The sequence below is a fragment of the Pseudomonas sp. EA_5y_Pfl2_R50 genome (assembly GCF_963970475.1).
GTDB lineage: Bacteria > Pseudomonadota > Gammaproteobacteria > Pseudomonadales > Pseudomonadaceae > Aquipseudomonas.
Window position 1 is genome coordinate 69595 of the sequence record NZ_CAXAPT010000019.1, and the last position, 17135, is coordinate 86729.

General features: G+C 59.2%; 12 protein-coding genes. 7 read left to right on the forward strand and 5 right to left on the reverse strand.

Annotated elements, in window-relative coordinates; all coding sequences use genetic code 11:
* Positions 1-42 precede the first annotated feature (42 nt).
* From AACY19_RS25115 to AACY19_RS25130, 4 genes are all read left to right on the forward strand, one after another.
* The gene (locus AACY19_RS25115; RefSeq protein ID WP_339454258.1) at positions 43-1371 is read left to right on the forward strand and encodes a deoxyguanosinetriphosphate triphosphohydrolase; all 1329 of its coding nucleotides are present in this window, start codon (positions 43-45) and stop codon (positions 1369-1371) included.
* A 329-nt stretch (positions 1372-1700) separates the two neighbouring features.
* Complete coding sequence (locus tag AACY19_RS25120; protein ID WP_064391377.1) at positions 1701-2327, forward strand: response regulator transcription factor; 627 nt, start codon at positions 1701-1703, stop codon at positions 2325-2327.
* 8 nt (positions 2328-2335) lie between these two features.
* On the forward strand, positions 2336-5977 hold the full coding sequence (locus tag AACY19_RS25125; RefSeq protein ID WP_339454259.1) for a transporter substrate-binding domain-containing protein: 3642 nt from the start codon (positions 2336-2338) through the stop codon (positions 5975-5977).
* Between the two features lie 48 nt (positions 5978-6025).
* Complete coding sequence (locus AACY19_RS25130; protein WP_339454260.1) at positions 6026-8971, forward strand: HD domain-containing phosphohydrolase; 2946 nt, start codon at positions 6026-6028, stop codon at positions 8969-8971.
* Here the strand turns inward: AACY19_RS25130 and AACY19_RS25135 are convergent, their stop codons facing one another.
* Positions 8972-9454 carry a GAF domain-containing protein gene (locus tag AACY19_RS25135; protein WP_339454261.1) on the reverse strand — a complete coding sequence of 161 codons (483 nt, stop codon included), beginning with the start codon at positions 9452-9454 and terminating at the stop codon, positions 8972-8974. It lies immediately after the preceding gene.
* A complete protein-coding gene (locus tag AACY19_RS25140) occupies positions 9451-10341 on the reverse strand; it encodes an ATP-binding protein (protein WP_339454262.1) in 891 nt (296 codons plus the stop codon). Before AACY19_RS25140 ends, AACY19_RS25135 begins: the two co-directional genes overlap by 4 nt.
* Positions 10342-10507: 166 nt before the next feature.
* Here AACY19_RS25140 and AACY19_RS25145 point away from each other — a divergent pair, with 166 nt between their 5' ends.
* Positions 10508-12829 carry a hybrid sensor histidine kinase/response regulator gene (locus AACY19_RS25145; protein ID WP_339454263.1) on the forward strand — a complete coding sequence of 774 codons (2322 nt, stop codon included), beginning with the start codon at positions 10508-10510 and terminating at the stop codon, positions 12827-12829.
* On the opposite strand, the gene AACY19_RS25150 is transcribed toward AACY19_RS25145, so the two are convergent.
* The 3 genes from AACY19_RS25150 to msrB all read right to left on the reverse strand — a co-directional run bounded on the left by AACY19_RS25150 (position 12813) and on the right by msrB (position 14325).
* Entirely contained in the window at positions 12813-13274 is a 462-nt protein-coding gene (locus AACY19_RS25150; protein ID WP_339454264.1) for a MarR family winged helix-turn-helix transcriptional regulator, read from the reverse strand. The two genes, AACY19_RS25145 and AACY19_RS25150, sit on opposite strands and share 17 nt — an antisense overlap.
* Entirely contained in the window at positions 13271-13756 is a 486-nt protein-coding gene (locus AACY19_RS25155) for a glutathione peroxidase (RefSeq protein WP_339454265.1), read from the reverse strand. The genes AACY19_RS25150 and AACY19_RS25155 overlap by 4 nt, the downstream gene beginning before the upstream one ends.
* A gap of 173 nt (positions 13757-13929) precedes the next feature.
* Positions 13930-14325 carry a peptide-methionine (R)-S-oxide reductase MsrB gene (gene msrB, locus AACY19_RS25160; RefSeq protein WP_339454266.1) on the reverse strand — a complete coding sequence of 132 codons (396 nt, stop codon included), beginning with the start codon at positions 14323-14325 and terminating at the stop codon, positions 13930-13932.
* A 224-nt stretch (positions 14326-14549) separates the two neighbouring features.
* Between msrB and AACY19_RS25165 the strand changes: the two genes are divergently transcribed.
* Both AACY19_RS25165 and htpX read left to right on the forward strand, forming a co-directional pair.
* The gene (locus AACY19_RS25165) at positions 14550-15761 is read left to right on the forward strand and encodes a pyridoxal phosphate-dependent aminotransferase (RefSeq protein ID WP_339454267.1); all 1212 of its coding nucleotides are present in this window, start codon (positions 14550-14552) and stop codon (positions 15759-15761) included.
* A 303-nt stretch (positions 15762-16064) separates the two neighbouring features.
* Positions 16065-16952, forward strand: a complete 888-nt coding sequence (htpX, locus tag AACY19_RS25170) for a protease HtpX (protein WP_122591957.1) — start codon at positions 16065-16067, stop codon at positions 16950-16952.
* The last annotated feature ends 183 nt before the right edge of the window (positions 16953-17135 follow it).

The following is a 17135-nucleotide window of genomic DNA, read 5'->3' on the forward strand; positions in this document are numbered from 1 at the left end:
CGGAAGCTAGGGCGATCAGTCACCAGACGGAGAGAATCAGCCTTGGATTGGCAAACCCTGCTCAACCGCGAACGCCTCGGAAAGCCGCTGCACAGCCCGCAAGAACTTGGCCGCAGCCCTTTCCACAAAGACCATGACCGCATCATTTTCTCCGGTGCCTTCCGCCGCCTGGGCCGCAAGACCCAGGTGCATCCGGTGTCGAGCAACGACCATATCCACACGCGCCTGACCCACTCGCTGGAAGTCAGTTGTGTCGGTCGCTCGCTGGGCATGCGGGTCGGCGAAACCCTGCGCAGCGCCTTGCCCAACTGGTGCGAACCCAGCGATCTGGGCATGGTGGTGCAATCAGCCTGTCTGGCCCACGACATCGGAAATCCGCCGTTCGGCCATTCCGGCGAAGACGCCATTCGTCACTGGTTCCAACAGGCTGCCGGACGTGGCTGGCTGGATGCAATGAGCGAAGCCGAGCGCGGTGACTTCCTCAATTTCGAAGGGAATGCCCAGGGTTTTCGGGTACTGACGCAACTGGAATATCACCAGTTCGACGGCGGCACCCGCCTGACCTACGCCACCCTCGGCACGTATCTGAAGTATCCGTGGACGGCGAGGCACGCCGATTCACTGGGCTATAAAAAGCACAAGTTCGGCTGCTACCAGAGCGAACTGCCGCTGCTCGAACAGATCGCGCACAAACTCGGTCTGCCGCAACTGGAAGACCAACGCTGGGCGCGCCATCCGCTGGTGTACCTGATGGAGGCCGCCGACGACATCTGCTACGCGCTGATCGATCTGGAAGACGGTCTGGAGATGGAGCTGCTCGATTACGCCGAGGTCGAATCCCTGCTGCTCGGCCTGGTCGGCGATGACCTGCCTGAGACCTATCGTCAGCTCGGGCCGCAGGACTCCCGGCGGCGCAAGCTGGCGATCCTGCGCGGCAAAGCCATCGAGCACCTGACCAACGCGGCGGCACGGGCATTCGTCGAACAACAGGAGGCGCTGCTCGCCGGCACCCTGCACGGCGATCTGGTCGAGCACATGCACGGCCCGGCCAAACGTTGCGTGTTGAACGCCAAGGATATTGCCCGCAAGAAAATCTTCCAGGACAAGCGCAAGACCTTGCATGAAATCGGTGCCTACACCACCCTGGAAATCCTGCTCAACGCGTTTTGCGGTGCGGCGCTCGAACAGCACAACGGTCGCACGCCGTCGTTCAAGAGCCGGCGCATCCTCGACTTGCTCGGCAACAACGCGCCTGATCCGCATGGCCCGCTGCACGCGTCGTTTCTGCGCATGATCGACTTCATCGCCGGCATGACCGATAGCTACGCCAGCGACATGGCGCTGGAAATGACCGGCCGCTCCAGCCACTGACCCGAACGTCTCAACCGGACAGGTTCTGCCCGGTTGAGACGCTTGCTGCACAAATGGTTTTTGATCAAAGTAATATTGCAAGATCGCCTGACAAACAATTCTGAAACATTAACAAATATCGCCACCACGCCTGCCAAACAACTTAAAACTTTTGATTAAACACATCTACCCCACACTTCCTAGCAACACACCCAATCCTGCCGTAGTCAAATTCCCTGATATATGTAGGAATAATCCTATATCGCTGTTAGGGGCATCTCAGTTCATGCGGTCGTTCATTCATCTGAGCTAATGTGCGCGCTTTATTCGCGCACGTATGGGATTTGATTATGAACTCCGTTTTTATTGTCGATGATCACCCCGTCATCCGGCTTGCCGTTCGCATGCTGCTTGAGCACGAAGGCTACAAGGTCGTCGGCGAAACCGATAATGGGGTCGATGCCATGCAGATGGTCCGCGAATGCATGCCCGACCTGGTGATTCTCGACATCAGCATCCCCAAGCTCGACGGACTGGAGGTTCTCGCCCGCTTCAACGCCATGAGCACGCCGCTGAAAACCCTGGTACTGACCGCACAATGCCCTACGCTTTTTGGCATTCGCTGCATGCAGTCCGGTGCATCCGGATATGTCTGCAAGGAAGAGGACCTGAGTGAACTGGTCAGCGCCATCAAGGCCGTACTGTCCGGTTACAATTACTTTCCCAGCCAGGCACTTAATCCGGTACGCAGTGACGATATACGTTACGCCGAACTGGAACTTTTCAAATCCGTGAATGACCGCGAACTTATGGTATTGCAGTTATTTGCTCAAGGTCGCACCAACAAGGAAATTGCCAAAGGCATGTTCCTCAGCAACAAGACAGTCAGCACTTACAAGAAACGCCTGATGCAGAAACTCAAAGCCAAGTCCCTGGTAGAACTTATCGAGATGGCCAAACGTAACGCGCTAGTGTGAGAGCCCGCATGCCCATTCGTTGTTTCTATCTCGCCGGATTGATTGCAGGTTTATGCCTCAGTTCGCAAGTAATGGCTTCCCTCCTTGACCCGGACCACTACGTCCTGCGCAGCCGGTCGACTTACGAATCCATGCCCCTGCATCTGGAAGCCTCGCAACGCCAATGGTTGCAGGGTCGACAGGAACTGAAGCTGGGCATTTCCGCACCGGATTATCCACCGTTCGACATGACCGTCAGCGGTCGTGACTACGAAGGCTTCACAGCTGACTATGCCGGGTTTCTGGGGCAGGCTACCGGGTTGCCAATCCGCATCGAGCGGTTTTCCACCCGGGATGCAGCGTTACGCGCTCTGGTGGCTGGCGAGGTAGACATGCTCGGCACCGCCAACGGCTTCGAAGCCAGCAACCCCAACGTGTTGCTGTCCCGGCCCTACGCCATCGATCAGCCGGTGCTGGTCACCCGCGAAGACGAAACGCGCTCGCTCACCGAAGGCCTGGCGGGATTGCGCCTGAGCATGGTCTATCACTATTTGCCGCAGGATGAAGTCAAAGCCCTGTACCCCGAAGCCATCCTGACGTCCTACCCGTCCTATCAGAATGCAATCAACGCTGTCGCATTCGGTCAGGCTGACGTATTTCTAGGCGATACCATTTCCACCCATTACATGATCAACAAGGGCTACCTGAACAACATCCGCATGGCCAACTTCGGCAAGCAGGAGGCCCATGGTTTCAGTTTTGCCGTGCACGCCGGCAACCGGCAACTGCTCGACATCATCAACAGCGTACTCGACGCCGTTCCGCGCAATGAGCGCGACAGTATCGCCAAGCGCTGGAGCGCCGGCAGCGACATCCTGCTGACCGACCAGAAGCTGCAATTGACCCGTAACGAAGAAGAATGGCTGAACCGGCACCCGGTCATTCGCGTGGTGGTGAATGACACCTTCGCGCCCCTGACATTCTTCGATGGCGATGGCAATTTTCGCGGCATTACCGCAGACCTGCTCGAACTGCTGCGCCTGCGCACCGGGTTGCGCTTCGAGATTCACCGCAGTCGCAGTGACGACGACATGATCGACCAGGTCAATCAGCACAGGGCTGATCTGATCGCCGCGCTGTTGCCCAGTCCCCAGCGTGAGAAAAGCCTGCAATTCAGCCGTCCCTATCTGGAAAACTCCTATGTATTGCTGACGCGCAAATCGGCCGACAGTCCTTCCCACCTGACGCAACTGAAAGATAAATACCTGGCGATTGCCCAGGGCAGCCCTCTGACCGAATACCTGCGCCGCCAGTTTCCCTACATACACATCATTGAAACCCCGGACACCTTCAGTGCCGCGACCCTGCTCGCCGAGGGCAAGGCAGACGGCGCCGTCAGTTCGCTGGTAATTGCCAACTACATGATTTCGTCGAAAATCTTCGAGCGTCCGCTACAGGTCACTACCACCATCGGCACTCATCAGGCAGCTTTTTCCCTGGCCCTCGCGCGCGACAACCGCGAGCTTGGATCAATCCTCGACAAGGCATTGCTAAGCATCACCCCCGAAGAGCTGGGAGTCATCAACAGCCGCTGGCGCGGGTTCTCCAACGCTGCACAGAGTAACTGGCAGCATTATCAGCGACTGTTTTACCAGGTGATTTTCGCAGCGTGCCTGCTGCTGTTGCTGTCGTTGCTCTGGAACGCCTACATGCGTCGCCAGATCAAGCAACGCAAACTCGCCGAGCGAGCGCTGAACGACCAGTACGAATTCATGCGCTCACTGGTCAACGGCACCCCGCACCCCATTTACGTGCGAGATTGCCGGGGGCTGCTGCAAAGTTGCAACGACAGCTACCTCGAAGCCTTCAATGCCAAACGCGAAGACGTGATCGGCAAAAGTGTCATGCAGGGGACACTCAGCAACGCTTTCGAAGCGCAGGCCTATCAAGCGGATTACCAGCGCGTGGTGGCCGAAGGCACACCACTGGTGCTCGACCGCCCGTTGCACATCGGCAACCGGCGCCTGACGATCTATCACTGGATACTGCCCTACCGCGACTCCAGCGGTGAGGTGCAAGGCATCATTGGCGGGTGGATCGACATCAGCGAGCGCCGCCAACTGTTCGATGACTTGCGCATGGCCAAGGAACAGGCGGATGAAGCCAACCGCGCCAAAAGTACCTTTCTGGCGACCATGAGCCATGAAATCCGCACCCCGATGAATGCGGTGATCGGCATGCTCGAGCTGACGCTCAAGCGCATGAATCAGCAACATCCGGACCGCTCGTCCATCGAAACCGCCTACCACTCGGCCAAGGATCTGCTCGGACTGATCGGTGACATCCTTGATATCGCCCGTATCGAATCCGGTCGCCTGAGCTTGAGTCCGGAGCGCGTCAATCTGGTTGAAACGGTGGCGTCGGTGACGAGGATTTTCGATGGCCTGGCCCGGCAAAAAAACCTGCCGCTGACCCTGACCGTCAATCCTCCCGAGCTGGACGTAGACGTGCAACTGGACCCGCTGCGCTTCAAACAGGTCCTGTCGAACCTGATCAGCAATGCCATCAAATTCACCGAGCACGGCCGGGTGCGAATCAATCTGGATGTCATTCCTGGCGGCCCCGCAGAGCCTTCATTGATCCAGTTGACGATTCAGGATACCGGCGTCGGCATCAGCGCCGAGGATCAACAGCGATTATTCGAGCCTTTCGCCCAGGCCGACAACGTCCATGAGCACACGCGCGGCGGCGCAGGCCTGGGGCTCTTCATCAGCCGCAGCCTCTGCGAAATGATGGGGGGCCAGTTGCAGTTGAGCAGTCAGCCCGGCATCGGCACCCAGGTCTGTCTGTCCATGCCATTGCAAACGCTGCCAAGTGAAGTCAGCACCGCACGGCGTGAACCGCCGATTCGCGTGGCCGTTGCACCGCTGGACATACTGGTGGTTGATGACCACCCGGCCAACCGCCTACTGATGTGCCAGCAACTGGAGTTTCTCGGTCACCGCTTCAGCCTTGCTGAAGAGGGTCGCAGCGGCCTGGAAAAATGGCAAACGGGCGAATTCGACCTGGTGATCGCCGACTGCAACATGCCCGTGATGAACGGCTATGAACTGACCCGTGCGATTCGCCGTCAGGAGCAACTGTCAGGGCGAACGCCGTGCACCATCCTTGGCTTCACTGCCAATGCCCAACCCGAGGAAATCCAGCGCTGCAAGCAGGCCGGCATGAACGATTGCCTGTTCAAGCCGTTGAGCCTGAGTGCCTTGAGCCAATGGGTCAACGAGCTGAAACCGGCGTCTGCGACGCCGATATTCAACCTTGAGGGACTGACCCAGCTCACGGGGGACAACCCTGTGCAGATCCGGCGCCTGCTCGCGGAGTTGCTCAACAGCAGCCGGGCGGACCGTCAGGAACTGCTCGCGCTGTCACCGCAAACCGATCGCGAGGCGCTGAGCGTGACGGCGCACAAGATCAAGGGCGCGGCGCGGATAGCTCAGGCCACCCGCCTGATCGCCTGCTGCGATGCACTGGAACGCGCCTGCACGCAAGCGGCGTCCACGGCTGCCATCGCTCAATCCAGCGCAGCCACCGATGCGGCCATGGTTGAACTCGAGCAAGCCTTGCAGCAACAACTGGAACAAACGCGAAAAAGCAAAATGTCCGAGCCTTAACTATGCTTGGACGCTGAGCAGTGTGTTTTCCCCCATGGAGAGTCAGCAATGCCCAGCCCACTGCGCACGAATCAACGTCGATTCCCCCTGCACGTGCATATCAGCGTGATGTTCACCTTTCTGATGTTGCTGACCGCCGTAGTGCTGGGACTGTTCAACTATAGCCAGACCACCCGGATCATTCTGTCGAGCAGCGAGCACCTGTTCAATCGGATCGAACAGGATGTGCGTCTGGACTTGCATGCCACCTATGAACCGATCCGTCACTTGTTGAGCCTGCTGGCCGACAACCCCGCCGCTCAGGCCTCGAACCTGCAACAGCGGCTGCCCTTGCTCAAACCCTTTAGTCAATCGCTGAAGAACAACAGCGATCTCGCCTCGCTGTACCTCGGCTACGGCAATGGCGATTTTTTCATGGTCCGAGCCTTGCGCAGTGACAACCTGAAAACCCAGCTCAAGGCGCCACAAGCCGCGAGCTATCAGATCTGGAGCATCGAGCACGACAGCAATGGCAACAGGCTCTCGCAGTCACTGTTTTTCGATCAGGCGTTGACACTTATCGCCCGTTCGGACAATCCCGATGACAGTTACGATCCACGCAACCGCAGCTGGTACAGCAGCGCAAGGGAGAGCGGCGACCAGATCACCACCGAACCCTATGTGTTTTTCTCCACCCACAATGTCGGCACCACCCTGGCGCGACGCAGCGGCGAAACGACGGTCATAGGCGCCGACCTGACCCTGGCCGCACTCTCGGCAACGCTGTTGAAACACGTGGTAACGCCAGCGACCGAAATCGTTCTGTTCGATGCCGACGGCAATGCCGTGGCCTATCCGGACAGCACGCGTCTGATCGTCGATGATCGCACCGCACGCCTGGCCAAGGCTGCCGACTTGAGCCCGAGTCTGCACGCGTTGCTATCCAGCGACCGTCAGGGCAATCGCATCGAGGTCGACGGGCGCCAGTGGATCGTCGCCCGCAGCAGCTTGCAGGAAGGCGGGCCAAAAGGATTGCAGATGGCCCTGCTCGTGCCGGAAGATGAACTGCTGGTCGACGCCTATCGCATGCGCTGGCAAGGCGCATTGATCACTCTGGCCACCTTGCTGTTGTGCCTGCCCTTGGGCTGGCTGATCTCGCGCACGCTGGTCAAACCGTTGCACGCACTGGTCAGAGAAGCCGATGCCATCCGCAGCTTTGATTTCAATTTTCCGGTGAGCCGGCGCTCTCCCGTGCTGGAAGTCGACCAGTTAAGCCTGTCAATGGCGCGCATGAAGGACACGCTGGCGAGTTTTTTCCGTATCACCGACAGCCTGTGCGCTGAAACCCGGTTTGCACCACTGCTGCAACGGGTGCTGTTCGAAACGGTCCAGATCGCCCAGGCCCAGGCGGGCCTGATTTACCTGCGCGAAAGCGATGGCAACCGGATGGAGCCTTACGGGTTGGTCATAGAGGGTGCATCACAAGCGTTGGACGCGTTCGACATCCAGGGGCATGAACTGCAATCGAGCCAGGCGCCAGAATGGTTTGAGCAACTGATTCACAGCGACAACGTGGTGAGCAACCTCGGTTTCGAACAGGCCCGGGACCTGCAAAATGTCCTGCTCGCCATGAGCGCACCGCGAGTGCATCTGATCGGCATCCGCCTGCGCAACCGCCACAACGAAACCATCGGCCTGCTGATTCTGCTGGTAAACGACAGCGGCACCCCTGCGGATCTGGAAAAGCTGCGCCCTGACCGCATAGCCTTCCTGCAAGCGGTGTCTGGCGCCGCCGCCGTGAGCATCGAGAGCCAGCGCCTGCAAGCCCGACAGAAGCAGCTTCTCGACGCCTTCATTCAGTTACTCGCCGGGGCCATCGATGCCAAGAGCCCGTACACCGGTGGCCACTGTCAGCGCGTGCCGGAACTGACGCTGATGCTTGCCCAGGCTGCCGCCGCCAGTCAGGCGCCGGCCTTCCAGAGCTATCAGCCGAGTGAAGACGAGTGGGAAGCCTTGCACATTGCTGCGTGGCTGCACGATTGCGGCAAGGTCACCACGCCCGAATACGTGGTCGACAAAGCCACCAAACTGGAAACCATCAACGACCGCATTCACGAAATCCGCACCCGTTTCGAAGTGCTCAAACGCGATGCCTGGATCGATTACTGGCAGGCTCTGGCCAAGGGCGGTGATGAAGCGCAATTGCGCGATGCACGCGACGCCACGCTGGCCGCGCTGGATGCCGACTTTGCGTTTGTCGCCCGCTGCAATCTGGGCGGCGAAGCGATGGCCGAAGCAGATTTGCAACGCCTCGACAAGGTTGCTCAACGTCAGTGGCTGCGCACACTGGATGACCGTTTGGGCGTGTCATGGGAAGAAAACCGCCGTCAGGCGCGCACGCCTGCGCCCAGCCTGCCGGTCAGTGAATCACTGCTGGCGGACAAGCCCGAGCACTTGCTGGAACGTGACCAGAACGAGCTGATCCCCGAAGACAATCCTTGGGGTTTCAAGCTCGATGTGCCGCGCTACAAATACAATCGTGGCGAGCTGTACAACCTGAGCATCAGCCGTGGCACATTGACCCGCGAAGAGCGCTACATCATCAATCATCACATGGTGCAAACCATCATGATGCTCAGCCACCTGCCCTTCCCGGGCCACCTCGACAGCATCGCGGAAATCGCCGGCGGTCATCATGAAAAAATGGACGGCACCGGCTATCCAAAACGCCTCAAGCGCGAAGACATGAGCCTGCCGGCACGGATGATGGCGATTGCCGATATCTTCGAAGCACTGACGGCGGCTGATCGCCCGTACAAGAAGGCCAAGTCCCTGAGCGAAGCATTGGGTATCATGGCCACCATGTGTCGGGAGGCCCACATTGATGCGCAGTTGTTCGGCCTGTTCATCAATGAAGGCGTGTACATGCAATACGCCACGCGCTTTCTCGATCCCCGGCAAATCGACGCCGTGGATTCGACCGGCCTCTTGCACAAGGCCGGCCTCACCGAATGATCAGCAGTCAGTCAGACGCAGGAAAATCGACGCCAATTGTTCGATGCCGGCCTGATCGTCCGCGCCGAAACGCGACAGTTTCGGGCTATCGAGATCCAGCACACCGATGAGGCGACCGTCCTTGACCAGCGGCACGACCAACTCACTGTTCGACGCGCTGTCGCAGGCGATATGCCCGGGGAACGCATGAACGTCTTCAACCCGCTGAGTTTGCAGCGTCGCGGCGGCGGCGCCACAGACACCGCGCCCAAACGGAATACGCACGCAGGCGATCTGCCCCTGGAACGGACCGAGCACCAGTTCTTCATTGCGATTGAGATAGAAGCCGGCCCAGTTCAGATCATCGAGCTGGTTGAACAGGAACGCCGAAAACTGCGCGGCGTTGGCGATGAAATCGCGTTCGTCCGCCAGCAGCGATTCCAGTTGGGCGGCCAACAGGCCATAGCCTTCGAGGCCCTGGCCACTTTGTTGCAGATCAATCATGCCTTGTGCTCCAACAATTTCAGTCCCACCCAGTATCGGGCGAATTGGTACGCGCAACGTCCGTTGCGATTGCCGCGGCCGGTGGCCCAGCGCACGGCGAGGATGTCCAGGGCTTCGTCGCGCTGCCAGACCAGACCGGCCTTGGCGGCCAACTGGTCGATCCAGTGTTCGACAACATTCAGGAAATGTTCTTGGGTAAACGGATAAAACGACAGCCACAAACCGAAGCGATCCGACAGCGCAATCTTGTCTTCCACCGCTTCGCTGGGGTGCAGTTCGCCGTCGACGCGCTTCCAGTTTTCGTTATCGCTTTCCTTCTCCGGCACCAAGTGGCGACGGTTGGAAGTGGCGTACAGCAAAACGTTGTCCGGCGCCTGTTCGAGCGAGCCGTCGAGGACGCTTTTCAGCACCCGGTAATCGCCTTCGCCGGACTCGAACGACAGGTCATCGCAGAACAGCACGAAACGCTGCGGCAGTTTGGCAATCTGTTCGACCACCCGCGGCAGATCGGCCAGATGATCGCGCTCAATCTCGATCAGGCGCAGGCCTGCCTTGGCGTGTTCGGCGAGCAGCGCGCGCACCAGCGAAGATTTACCGGTGCCGCGCGACCCCCACAGCAACGCATGGTTGGCCGGCATGCCGTCGAGGAATTGCTGAGTGTTGCGGCCCAGTTGCTCCAGTTGCCGGTCGACACCGATCAGATCGGACAGGCGCATGTCGAGGCTGACTTCCAGCGGCAGCAGGAAGCCGCTGCGGCCGTCACGCTGCCAGCGGGCGGCGAGACAGGTGTTCCAGTCGATAACCGGACGCAGCGCCGGCAGCAACGGCTCGATCCGCGCCAGAACCGACTCGGCGCGTTCAAGAAAAGCATTCAATCGGGAATCCACGTCTTCTCCTCGGGTACGTTCACAGTGATGATGGCGATCCAGCGACGTCACGCGGATCTCGATCCGCCGCTGCGCCGTTGTTACAAGGCGATTCGGGAACCTCAGTATCCATACATGATCGACTATGCTTGAGCAGCGAAGGGAAACGGAAGTGGTTCAACACCCCATGGATATCAAATTCACCCACCGGCTGTCTTACAAGCAAGCCAGGCTTACCGTGCTGGTCGGGTTCATTCTGGGCACGCTGCTCAGCCTGGTGCAAATCGGTATCGATTATGCCAGTGAAGACGCCTCCATCAACCGTGAAATCCTGTCTCTGCTGGAAATCAGCCACAATCCGGCCTCACGCATCGCCTACAACATCGACGCCGAACTGGCCCAGGAACTCACCCTCGGCCTGCTGCAATCACCCGCGATCATTTCCGCGCAACTGATCGACAACAACAATACCGTGCTGGCCAGCGTCAAGCGCCCGGAATTGCAAAGCGGCTACCGGGTGATCAGCGACTTCCTGTTCGGCGCCAAGCGCCAGTTCGAAGACCGCCTCTATCTCGACCACCTGCCCAATGAATCCCTCGGTGTCCTGAGCCTTGAGGTCGACACCTACGCGTTCGGCAGCCGCTTCCTGCGCCGCGCGGAAGTGACGTTGCTCAACGGCTTCGCCCGCAGTCTGATCCTAACCGGTCTATTGCTGGCGCTGTTCTACGTGATGCTGACCAAACCGTTGGTGCGGGTTATCCGCGAGCTCAGCAGCCGTGATCCACGCAGCGCCGAACCGACCACGCTCGAATGTCCGAGCGGGCACGGCAACGACGAGATCGGCGTACTGGTCAAGGTCGCCAATCAGCAATTCGAGAACATCGCCACCGAGATCCAGCAACGGCGCAATGCGGAAAACCGCCTCACCGATTACCTTGGTCAACTGGAAAACATCGTCTCGGCCCGCACAGCGGAACTGAAAGCCATCAACACCCGGCTCAGCCAGTCCAATCAGGAGCTGGAAGTGGCGCGCAGCACGGCATTGGAAATGGCCGAAGCACGCTCGGCGTTTCTCGCCAACATGAGCCACGAAATCCGCACACCGCTCAATGGCCTGCTGGGGATGATTGCGTTGTCCCTCGACGGGCCGCTGAATGCCGAACAGCAGCAACAGCTATCAATCGCCCACGACTCGGGGAAGGTTTTGGTGGAGCTGCTCAACGACATTCTCGACCTGTCGAAATTCGATGCCGGGCAACTGGAACTCGAGCACATCCCGTTCGACCTCGGCTCGTTGATCGAGGACACGGCCAACCTGTTGTCACAGAATGCGGCGCCGAGCGTCGAGCTGACCTGCCTGATCGATCCGCATTTTCCCGCGCTGGTGCTGGGTGATCCGACCCGGGTCCGACAGATCGTCAGCAACCTGTTGTCCAACGCGCTGAAATTCACCCGTTTTGGTCGGGTCGATGTGCGATTGTCAGCCCACGACGACGGCGTGCGCATCGAAGTCTGCGACACCGGTATCGGCATCGCACAGGAAGCGCAGGTCAAAATCTTCCAGCCGTTCACACAGGCGGGCGCCGGCATCACCCGCCAATTTGGCGGCACCGGCCTCGGGCTGGCATTGACTTACAACCTCTGCGAAGCGATGCAGGGCCGCTTGAGCATCAGTTCCGAAACCGGTTTTGGCAGCCAGTTCTGTGCCGATCTGCCTCTGCCCTGTCATACCCGCGCTCTGGCGCCGGCACCTTTGCAAGGCAACGTCCTCGCGATCACCCCGGCCAGCAGTGGTCTGGCGGAACTGTTGCAGCGGCTGTTGCCGGTCTGGGGCCTGGAATACCAGCAACGCACCATCGACGACTCACTGCTTGGCTTGACCCCGGACGTGGTCATTACCGATTGCCCCGAGTGTCTGTTTGGCTTGCGCCCGACCCTTGTCGCGCCGATTCTGCTGGTCACCGCCTACGGCAGCTTCCTGCCCAGTGAAGAGGCGACCGCCCTCGCCCCTCTGCAACAACAGGCCCGGCCGCTGGCACGTAACGCGCTCTATCAGAACCTGCGGCGCACCTTGCAGCCGGAGATCGCCACCATCAGCGATGCACGCCTCGAAACGGCACCCACGGTGAGACGCGGGCGAGTGCTTCTGGTCGAGGACAATCCGGTCAATCAATTGGTGGCCAAAGGCATGCTGGGCAAACTCGGCTGCGATGTGGTGGTCGCCGCTCATGGCGCCGAAGCACTGGATCAACTGGAATATCAGGAATTCGACCTGGTGCTGATGGACTGCAACATGCCGGTCATGGATGGTTACGAGGCCAGCCGGCAGATTCGCCAGAGCGGGCGCTGGCCGAGTCTGCCGATTGTTGCCCTGACCGCCAACGCCATGTCCGAAGAACGCGAACGTTGCCGGGCAGCGGGCATGAGCGACTACCTGGCCAAGCCGTTTCGCCGGGAAGAATTGGCGGCGCTGCTCGACCAATGGATTGCGCCTACGACAGCGTCTTGATCTGCTCCAGCAAGTGATCGAGCCCATTGCGCAAATCGTTGAGTCGATCCAGGTCGACCCCGCTGTCACACAGCAAACGGGCCTTGAGCGGCGCGACCTGTTCCCGCAGCGCCAGGCCTGCTGGGGTCAGACTCAGGTGCACTTCACGCTCATCACGCGAAGAGCGCTGACGTTGCACCAGTTGCAACTGCTCCAGACGCTTGAGCAGCGGCGTCAGCGTGCCAGAGTCCAGCGCCAGACGCTCGCCCAAGGCCTTGATCGTCGGCTGCTCCGGCGCGCTGTCCTGCCACTCCCACAACACCAGCATCGCCAGGTATTGCGGGTATGTCAGGCCCAATTGATCGAGCATCGGCTTGTAGGCGCGAATCACCGCCCGTGACGCGGCATACAGCTTGAAACACAACTGGTTGTCGAGCTTCAGCGAATCAACGGACAGGCGCTTCATTTGAGCAGGGCTTCGATCTCGCGGGTCAAATCCTGCGGCTTGGTGGCCGGGGCGAAGCGCTTGACCAACTGGCCGTCCTTGCCGATCAGGAACTTGGTGAAGTTCCACTTGATGCCCTGAGAGCCGAGTAATCCGGGCGCGCGCTTCTTCAATTGCACGAACAGCGGATGGGCGTCAGCACCGTTGACCTCGATTTTCTTGAACAGCGGGAAGCTGACGCCGTAGTTCAGCTCACAGAACTCGGTGATTGCTCCTTCGTTGCCCGGTTCCTGTTTGCCGAACTGATTGCACGGAAACCCCAGCACCACCAGGCCTTGATCCTTGTAGGTCTGCCACAGCTCTTCAAGCCCCTTGTACTGGGGAGTGAAGCCGCACTTGCTGGCGGTATTGACCACCAACACCGCTTTACCGGCGAAATCGGCCAGGGTCTTTTGCTCACCCTTGATGGTGGTGCACGGGATACTCAGCAGGTTGTCGCTCATGGGAAAGCTCCGCGGATCGTCGGGAAAGGCCAAACATAGCGAGCAATTAAATTGTGTGCAATTTAATAAATCAAATCGATGCTCTGGAGCTGTCGAAGGCTGCGCACTTTTGATTTGGTCTTTTTAATATCAAGATCAAAAGTTCGCAGCCTTCGGCAGCTCCGAGGCTCGCATTATTCGCGCGGTTCCAGATTCAGGCACACCGAGTTGATGCAGTAACGCCGCCCGGTCGGCGGCGGACCATCCGGGAATACGTGGCCCAAGTGGGCATCGCAGCGCGCGCACTTCACTTCCGTGCGGATCATGCCGTGAGTGGTATCGCTGATTTCGACCATGGCGTTCGCGCCAATCGGCTCATAGAAACTCGGCCAGCCGCAGCCGGAATCGAATTTGCTTCTGGAATCGAACAGCGGCTCATCGCAGCAGACGCAGTGGTAAACACCGTCGGTTTTGGTGGCGTTGTATTTGCCGGAGAACGGGCGCTCGGTCGCACTGAGGCGACAAACCTCGTACTGCTGCGGATCGAGCATGGCTTTCCATTCTTCCAGGGTTTTTTCCAACTTTTCCATCATCACACCTCAGCGGCTGAAAAAGCCCGATCTGTACCTTTTCCACGGATCGGGCGGCACGTATGATTGCGCCTCGTCACGCACCAGTCTGGCAGCCAGACCGGGCGCATTCAAACGGATTCTCGGGGCCACGGCTTCAATGATCCGCCTGTGCGCAAACGCAGGAATCCCAGCACGGTTGTCCACTGACCGCCTGGATCGTTCATTTTCGGGATCACATCGCCATGCAGTTCAGCAAATCGAACAAGCTCGCCAACGTCTGCTACGACATTCGCGGCCCGGTGCTCAAGCACGCCAAACGACTGGAAGAGGAAGGCCAGCGCATCCTCAAGCTGAACATCGGCAACCCGGCGCCGTTTGGTTTCGAGGCGCCGGACGAAATTCTTCAGGATGTGATCCGCAACCTGCCGACCGCGCAAGGCTACAGCGACTCCAAAGGCCTGTTCAGCGCGCGCAAGGCGGTGATGCAGTACTACCAGCAAAAGAATGTTGAAGGTGTCGGCATCGAAGACATCTACCTGGGTAACGGCGTCTCCGAACTGATCGTGATGTCGTTGCAGGCGCTGCTCAACAACGGCGACGAAGTGCTGGTGCCGGCTCCAGACTATCCGCTGTGGACCGCCGCCGTCAGCCTCGCCGGTGGTAACGCCGTGCATTACCTGTGCGACGAAGGCGCCGACTGGTTCCCTGACCTGGCCGACATCAAGGCCAAGATCACCCCGAACACCAAAGCCATGGTGATCATCAACCCGAACAACCCGACCGGCGCGGTGTATTCGAAGGAAGTCTTGCTGGGCATGCTGGAAATCGCCCGCGCGCACAACCTGGTGGTCTTCTCCGACGAGATCTACGACAAGATCCTGTACGACGACGCCGTGCACATCTGCACGGCCTCCCTGGCGCCGGATCTGCTATGTCTGACGTTCAACGGCCTGTCGAAGTCCTACCGCGTGGCGGGTTTCCGCTCGGGCTGGATTGCCATCTCCGGGCCGAAACACAACGCCCAGAGCTACATCGAAGGCATCGACATGCTGGCCAACATGCGTCTGTGTGCCAACGTGCCGAGCCAGCATGCGATCCAGACCGCCCTCGGCGGTTATCAGAGCATCAATGATCTCGTGCTGCCGCAGGGGCGCCTGCTGGAACAGCGCAACCGCACCTGGGAATTGCTCAACGACATTCCGGGCGTGAGCTGCGTCAAGCCGATGGGCGCACTCTATGCGTTCCCGAAAATCGATCCGAAGGTCTGCCCGATCCACAACGACGAGAAGTTCGTCCTCGACCTGCTGCTCTCCGAAAAGCTCCTGGTGGTGCAAGGTACGGCGTTCAACTGGCCGTGGCCGGACCACTTCCGTGTGGTCACCCTGCCCCGCGTCGATGACCTGGAAATGGCCATCGGCCGCATCGGCAGCTTCCTGAAGTCGTACCGCCAGTAGTTGGCCAGCAGTGCGCGACGTCCCGAACGTTGCGCACTGTCTGATTCAGCAACACTTCTGCGTTCCCCGTCTGCACACGCCTTCTACACTTGCGATTCGTACCGTTCAACCGCGCCCGGAGCAATGGCGACGGGTCGCGGCTGGCTGTCGTCCATGTCGGCATCTGTCGTGGGAAAGGGCTGAACGCCAAAGAATCCGCTGTAGGACACAGTTTGAAATAGTCACTCAGTTGAATAGCCCGGTGCAGCACCTTATATACCCCGCAGTACGCTACATCTTTAGCTTGAGGAGATTTCTACAACCATGATGCGCATCCTGCTGTTTTTGGCCACTAACCTGGCGGTCGTGCTGATAGCCAGCATCACCCTGAGCCTTTTCGGCTTCAACGGGTTCATGGCGGCCAACGGGGTTGATCTGGACCTCAGTCAGCTGCTGGTTTTCTGTGCAGTCTTTGGTTTCGCCGGTTCGCTGTTCTCGCTGTTCATCTCCAAATGGATGGCGAAGATGAGCACCGGCACCCAGATCATCAGCCAGCCACGTACCCGGCATGAGCAATGGCTGCTGCAAACCGTCGAGCAACTGTCTCGCGAAGCCGGTATCAAAATGCCCGAGGTCGGCATTTTCCCGGCCTACGAGGCGAACGCGTTCGCTACCGGCTGGAACAAGAACGACGCGCTGGTCGCGGTCAGTCAGGGCCTGCTCGAACGTTTCTCGCCGGACGAAGTGAAAGCCGTGCTGGCCCACGAGATCGGTCACGTTGCCAACGGTGACATGGTCACCCTGGCGCTGATTCAGGGCGTGGTAAACACCTTCGTAATGTTCTTCGCACGGATCATCGGCAACTTCGTCGACAAAGTGATCTTCAAGAACGAAGAAGGCCAGGGTATCGCCTATTACGTGGCAACCATCTTCGCCGAACTGGTACTGGGCATCCTCGCCAGTGCGATCGTCATGTGGTTCTCGCGCAAGCGCGAATTCCGCGCCGACGAAGCCGGTGCACGACTGGCCGGCACCAGCGCGATGATCGGCGCCCTGCAGCGCCTGCGCGCCGAACAAGGCCTGCCGGTGCATATGCCGGACACCCTGAACGCCTTTGGCATCAACGGTGGCATCAAACAGGGCTTTGCCCGCATGTTCATGAGCCACCCGCCGCTGGAAGCACGCATTGACGCTTTGCGTCGTCGCGGTTGATCAGATTGGCAAAAAGACAAAAGGCCCGCAGTGATGCGGGCCTTTTTTGTACTCTTTGTCCCGTCCTGAATAAGGTTTACACCTTCTGACCTATCCTCAGGAGGAACCAATGGAATCAGGAAAAAGGCGCAGTCAGCGTGATTACACGCTGAGCTTTAAATTGGCGGTCGTCGATCAAGTTGA

Excerpts from the sequence above, each read along its gene's own strand:
- AACY19_RS25165 (WP_339454267.1), top strand. The coding sequence starts at position 14,550 with ATGCAGTTCAGCAAATCGAACAAGCTCGCCAACGTCTGCTACGACATT.
- AACY19_RS25125 (WP_339454259.1), top strand. The coding sequence starts at position 2,336 with ATGCCCATTCGTTGTTTCTATCTCGCCGGATTGATTGCAGGTTTATGC.
- AACY19_RS25150 (WP_339454264.1), bottom strand. The coding sequence starts at position 13,274 with ATGAAGCGCCTGTCCGTTGATTCGCTGAAGCTCGACAACCAGTTGTGT.
- AACY19_RS25155 (WP_339454265.1), bottom strand. The coding sequence starts at position 13,756 with ATGAGCGACAACCTGCTGAGTATCCCGTGCACCACCATCAAGGGTGAG.
- msrB (WP_339454266.1), bottom strand. The coding sequence starts at position 14,325 with ATGGAAAAGTTGGAAAAAACCCTGGAAGAATGGAAAGCCATGCTCGAT.
- htpX (WP_122591957.1), top strand. The coding sequence starts at position 16,065 with ATGATGCGCATCCTGCTGTTTTTGGCCACTAACCTGGCGGTCGTGCTG.
- AACY19_RS25120 (WP_064391377.1), top strand. The coding sequence starts at position 1,701 with ATGAACTCCGTTTTTATTGTCGATGATCACCCCGTCATCCGGCTTGCC.
- AACY19_RS25145 (WP_339454263.1), top strand. The coding sequence starts at position 10,508 with ATGGATATCAAATTCACCCACCGGCTGTCTTACAAGCAAGCCAGGCTT.
- AACY19_RS25135 (WP_339454261.1), bottom strand. The coding sequence starts at position 9,454 with ATGATTGATCTGCAACAAAGTGGCCAGGGCCTCGAAGGCTATGGCCTG.
- AACY19_RS25130 (WP_339454260.1), top strand. The coding sequence starts at position 6,026 with ATGCCCAGCCCACTGCGCACGAATCAACGTCGATTCCCCCTGCACGTG.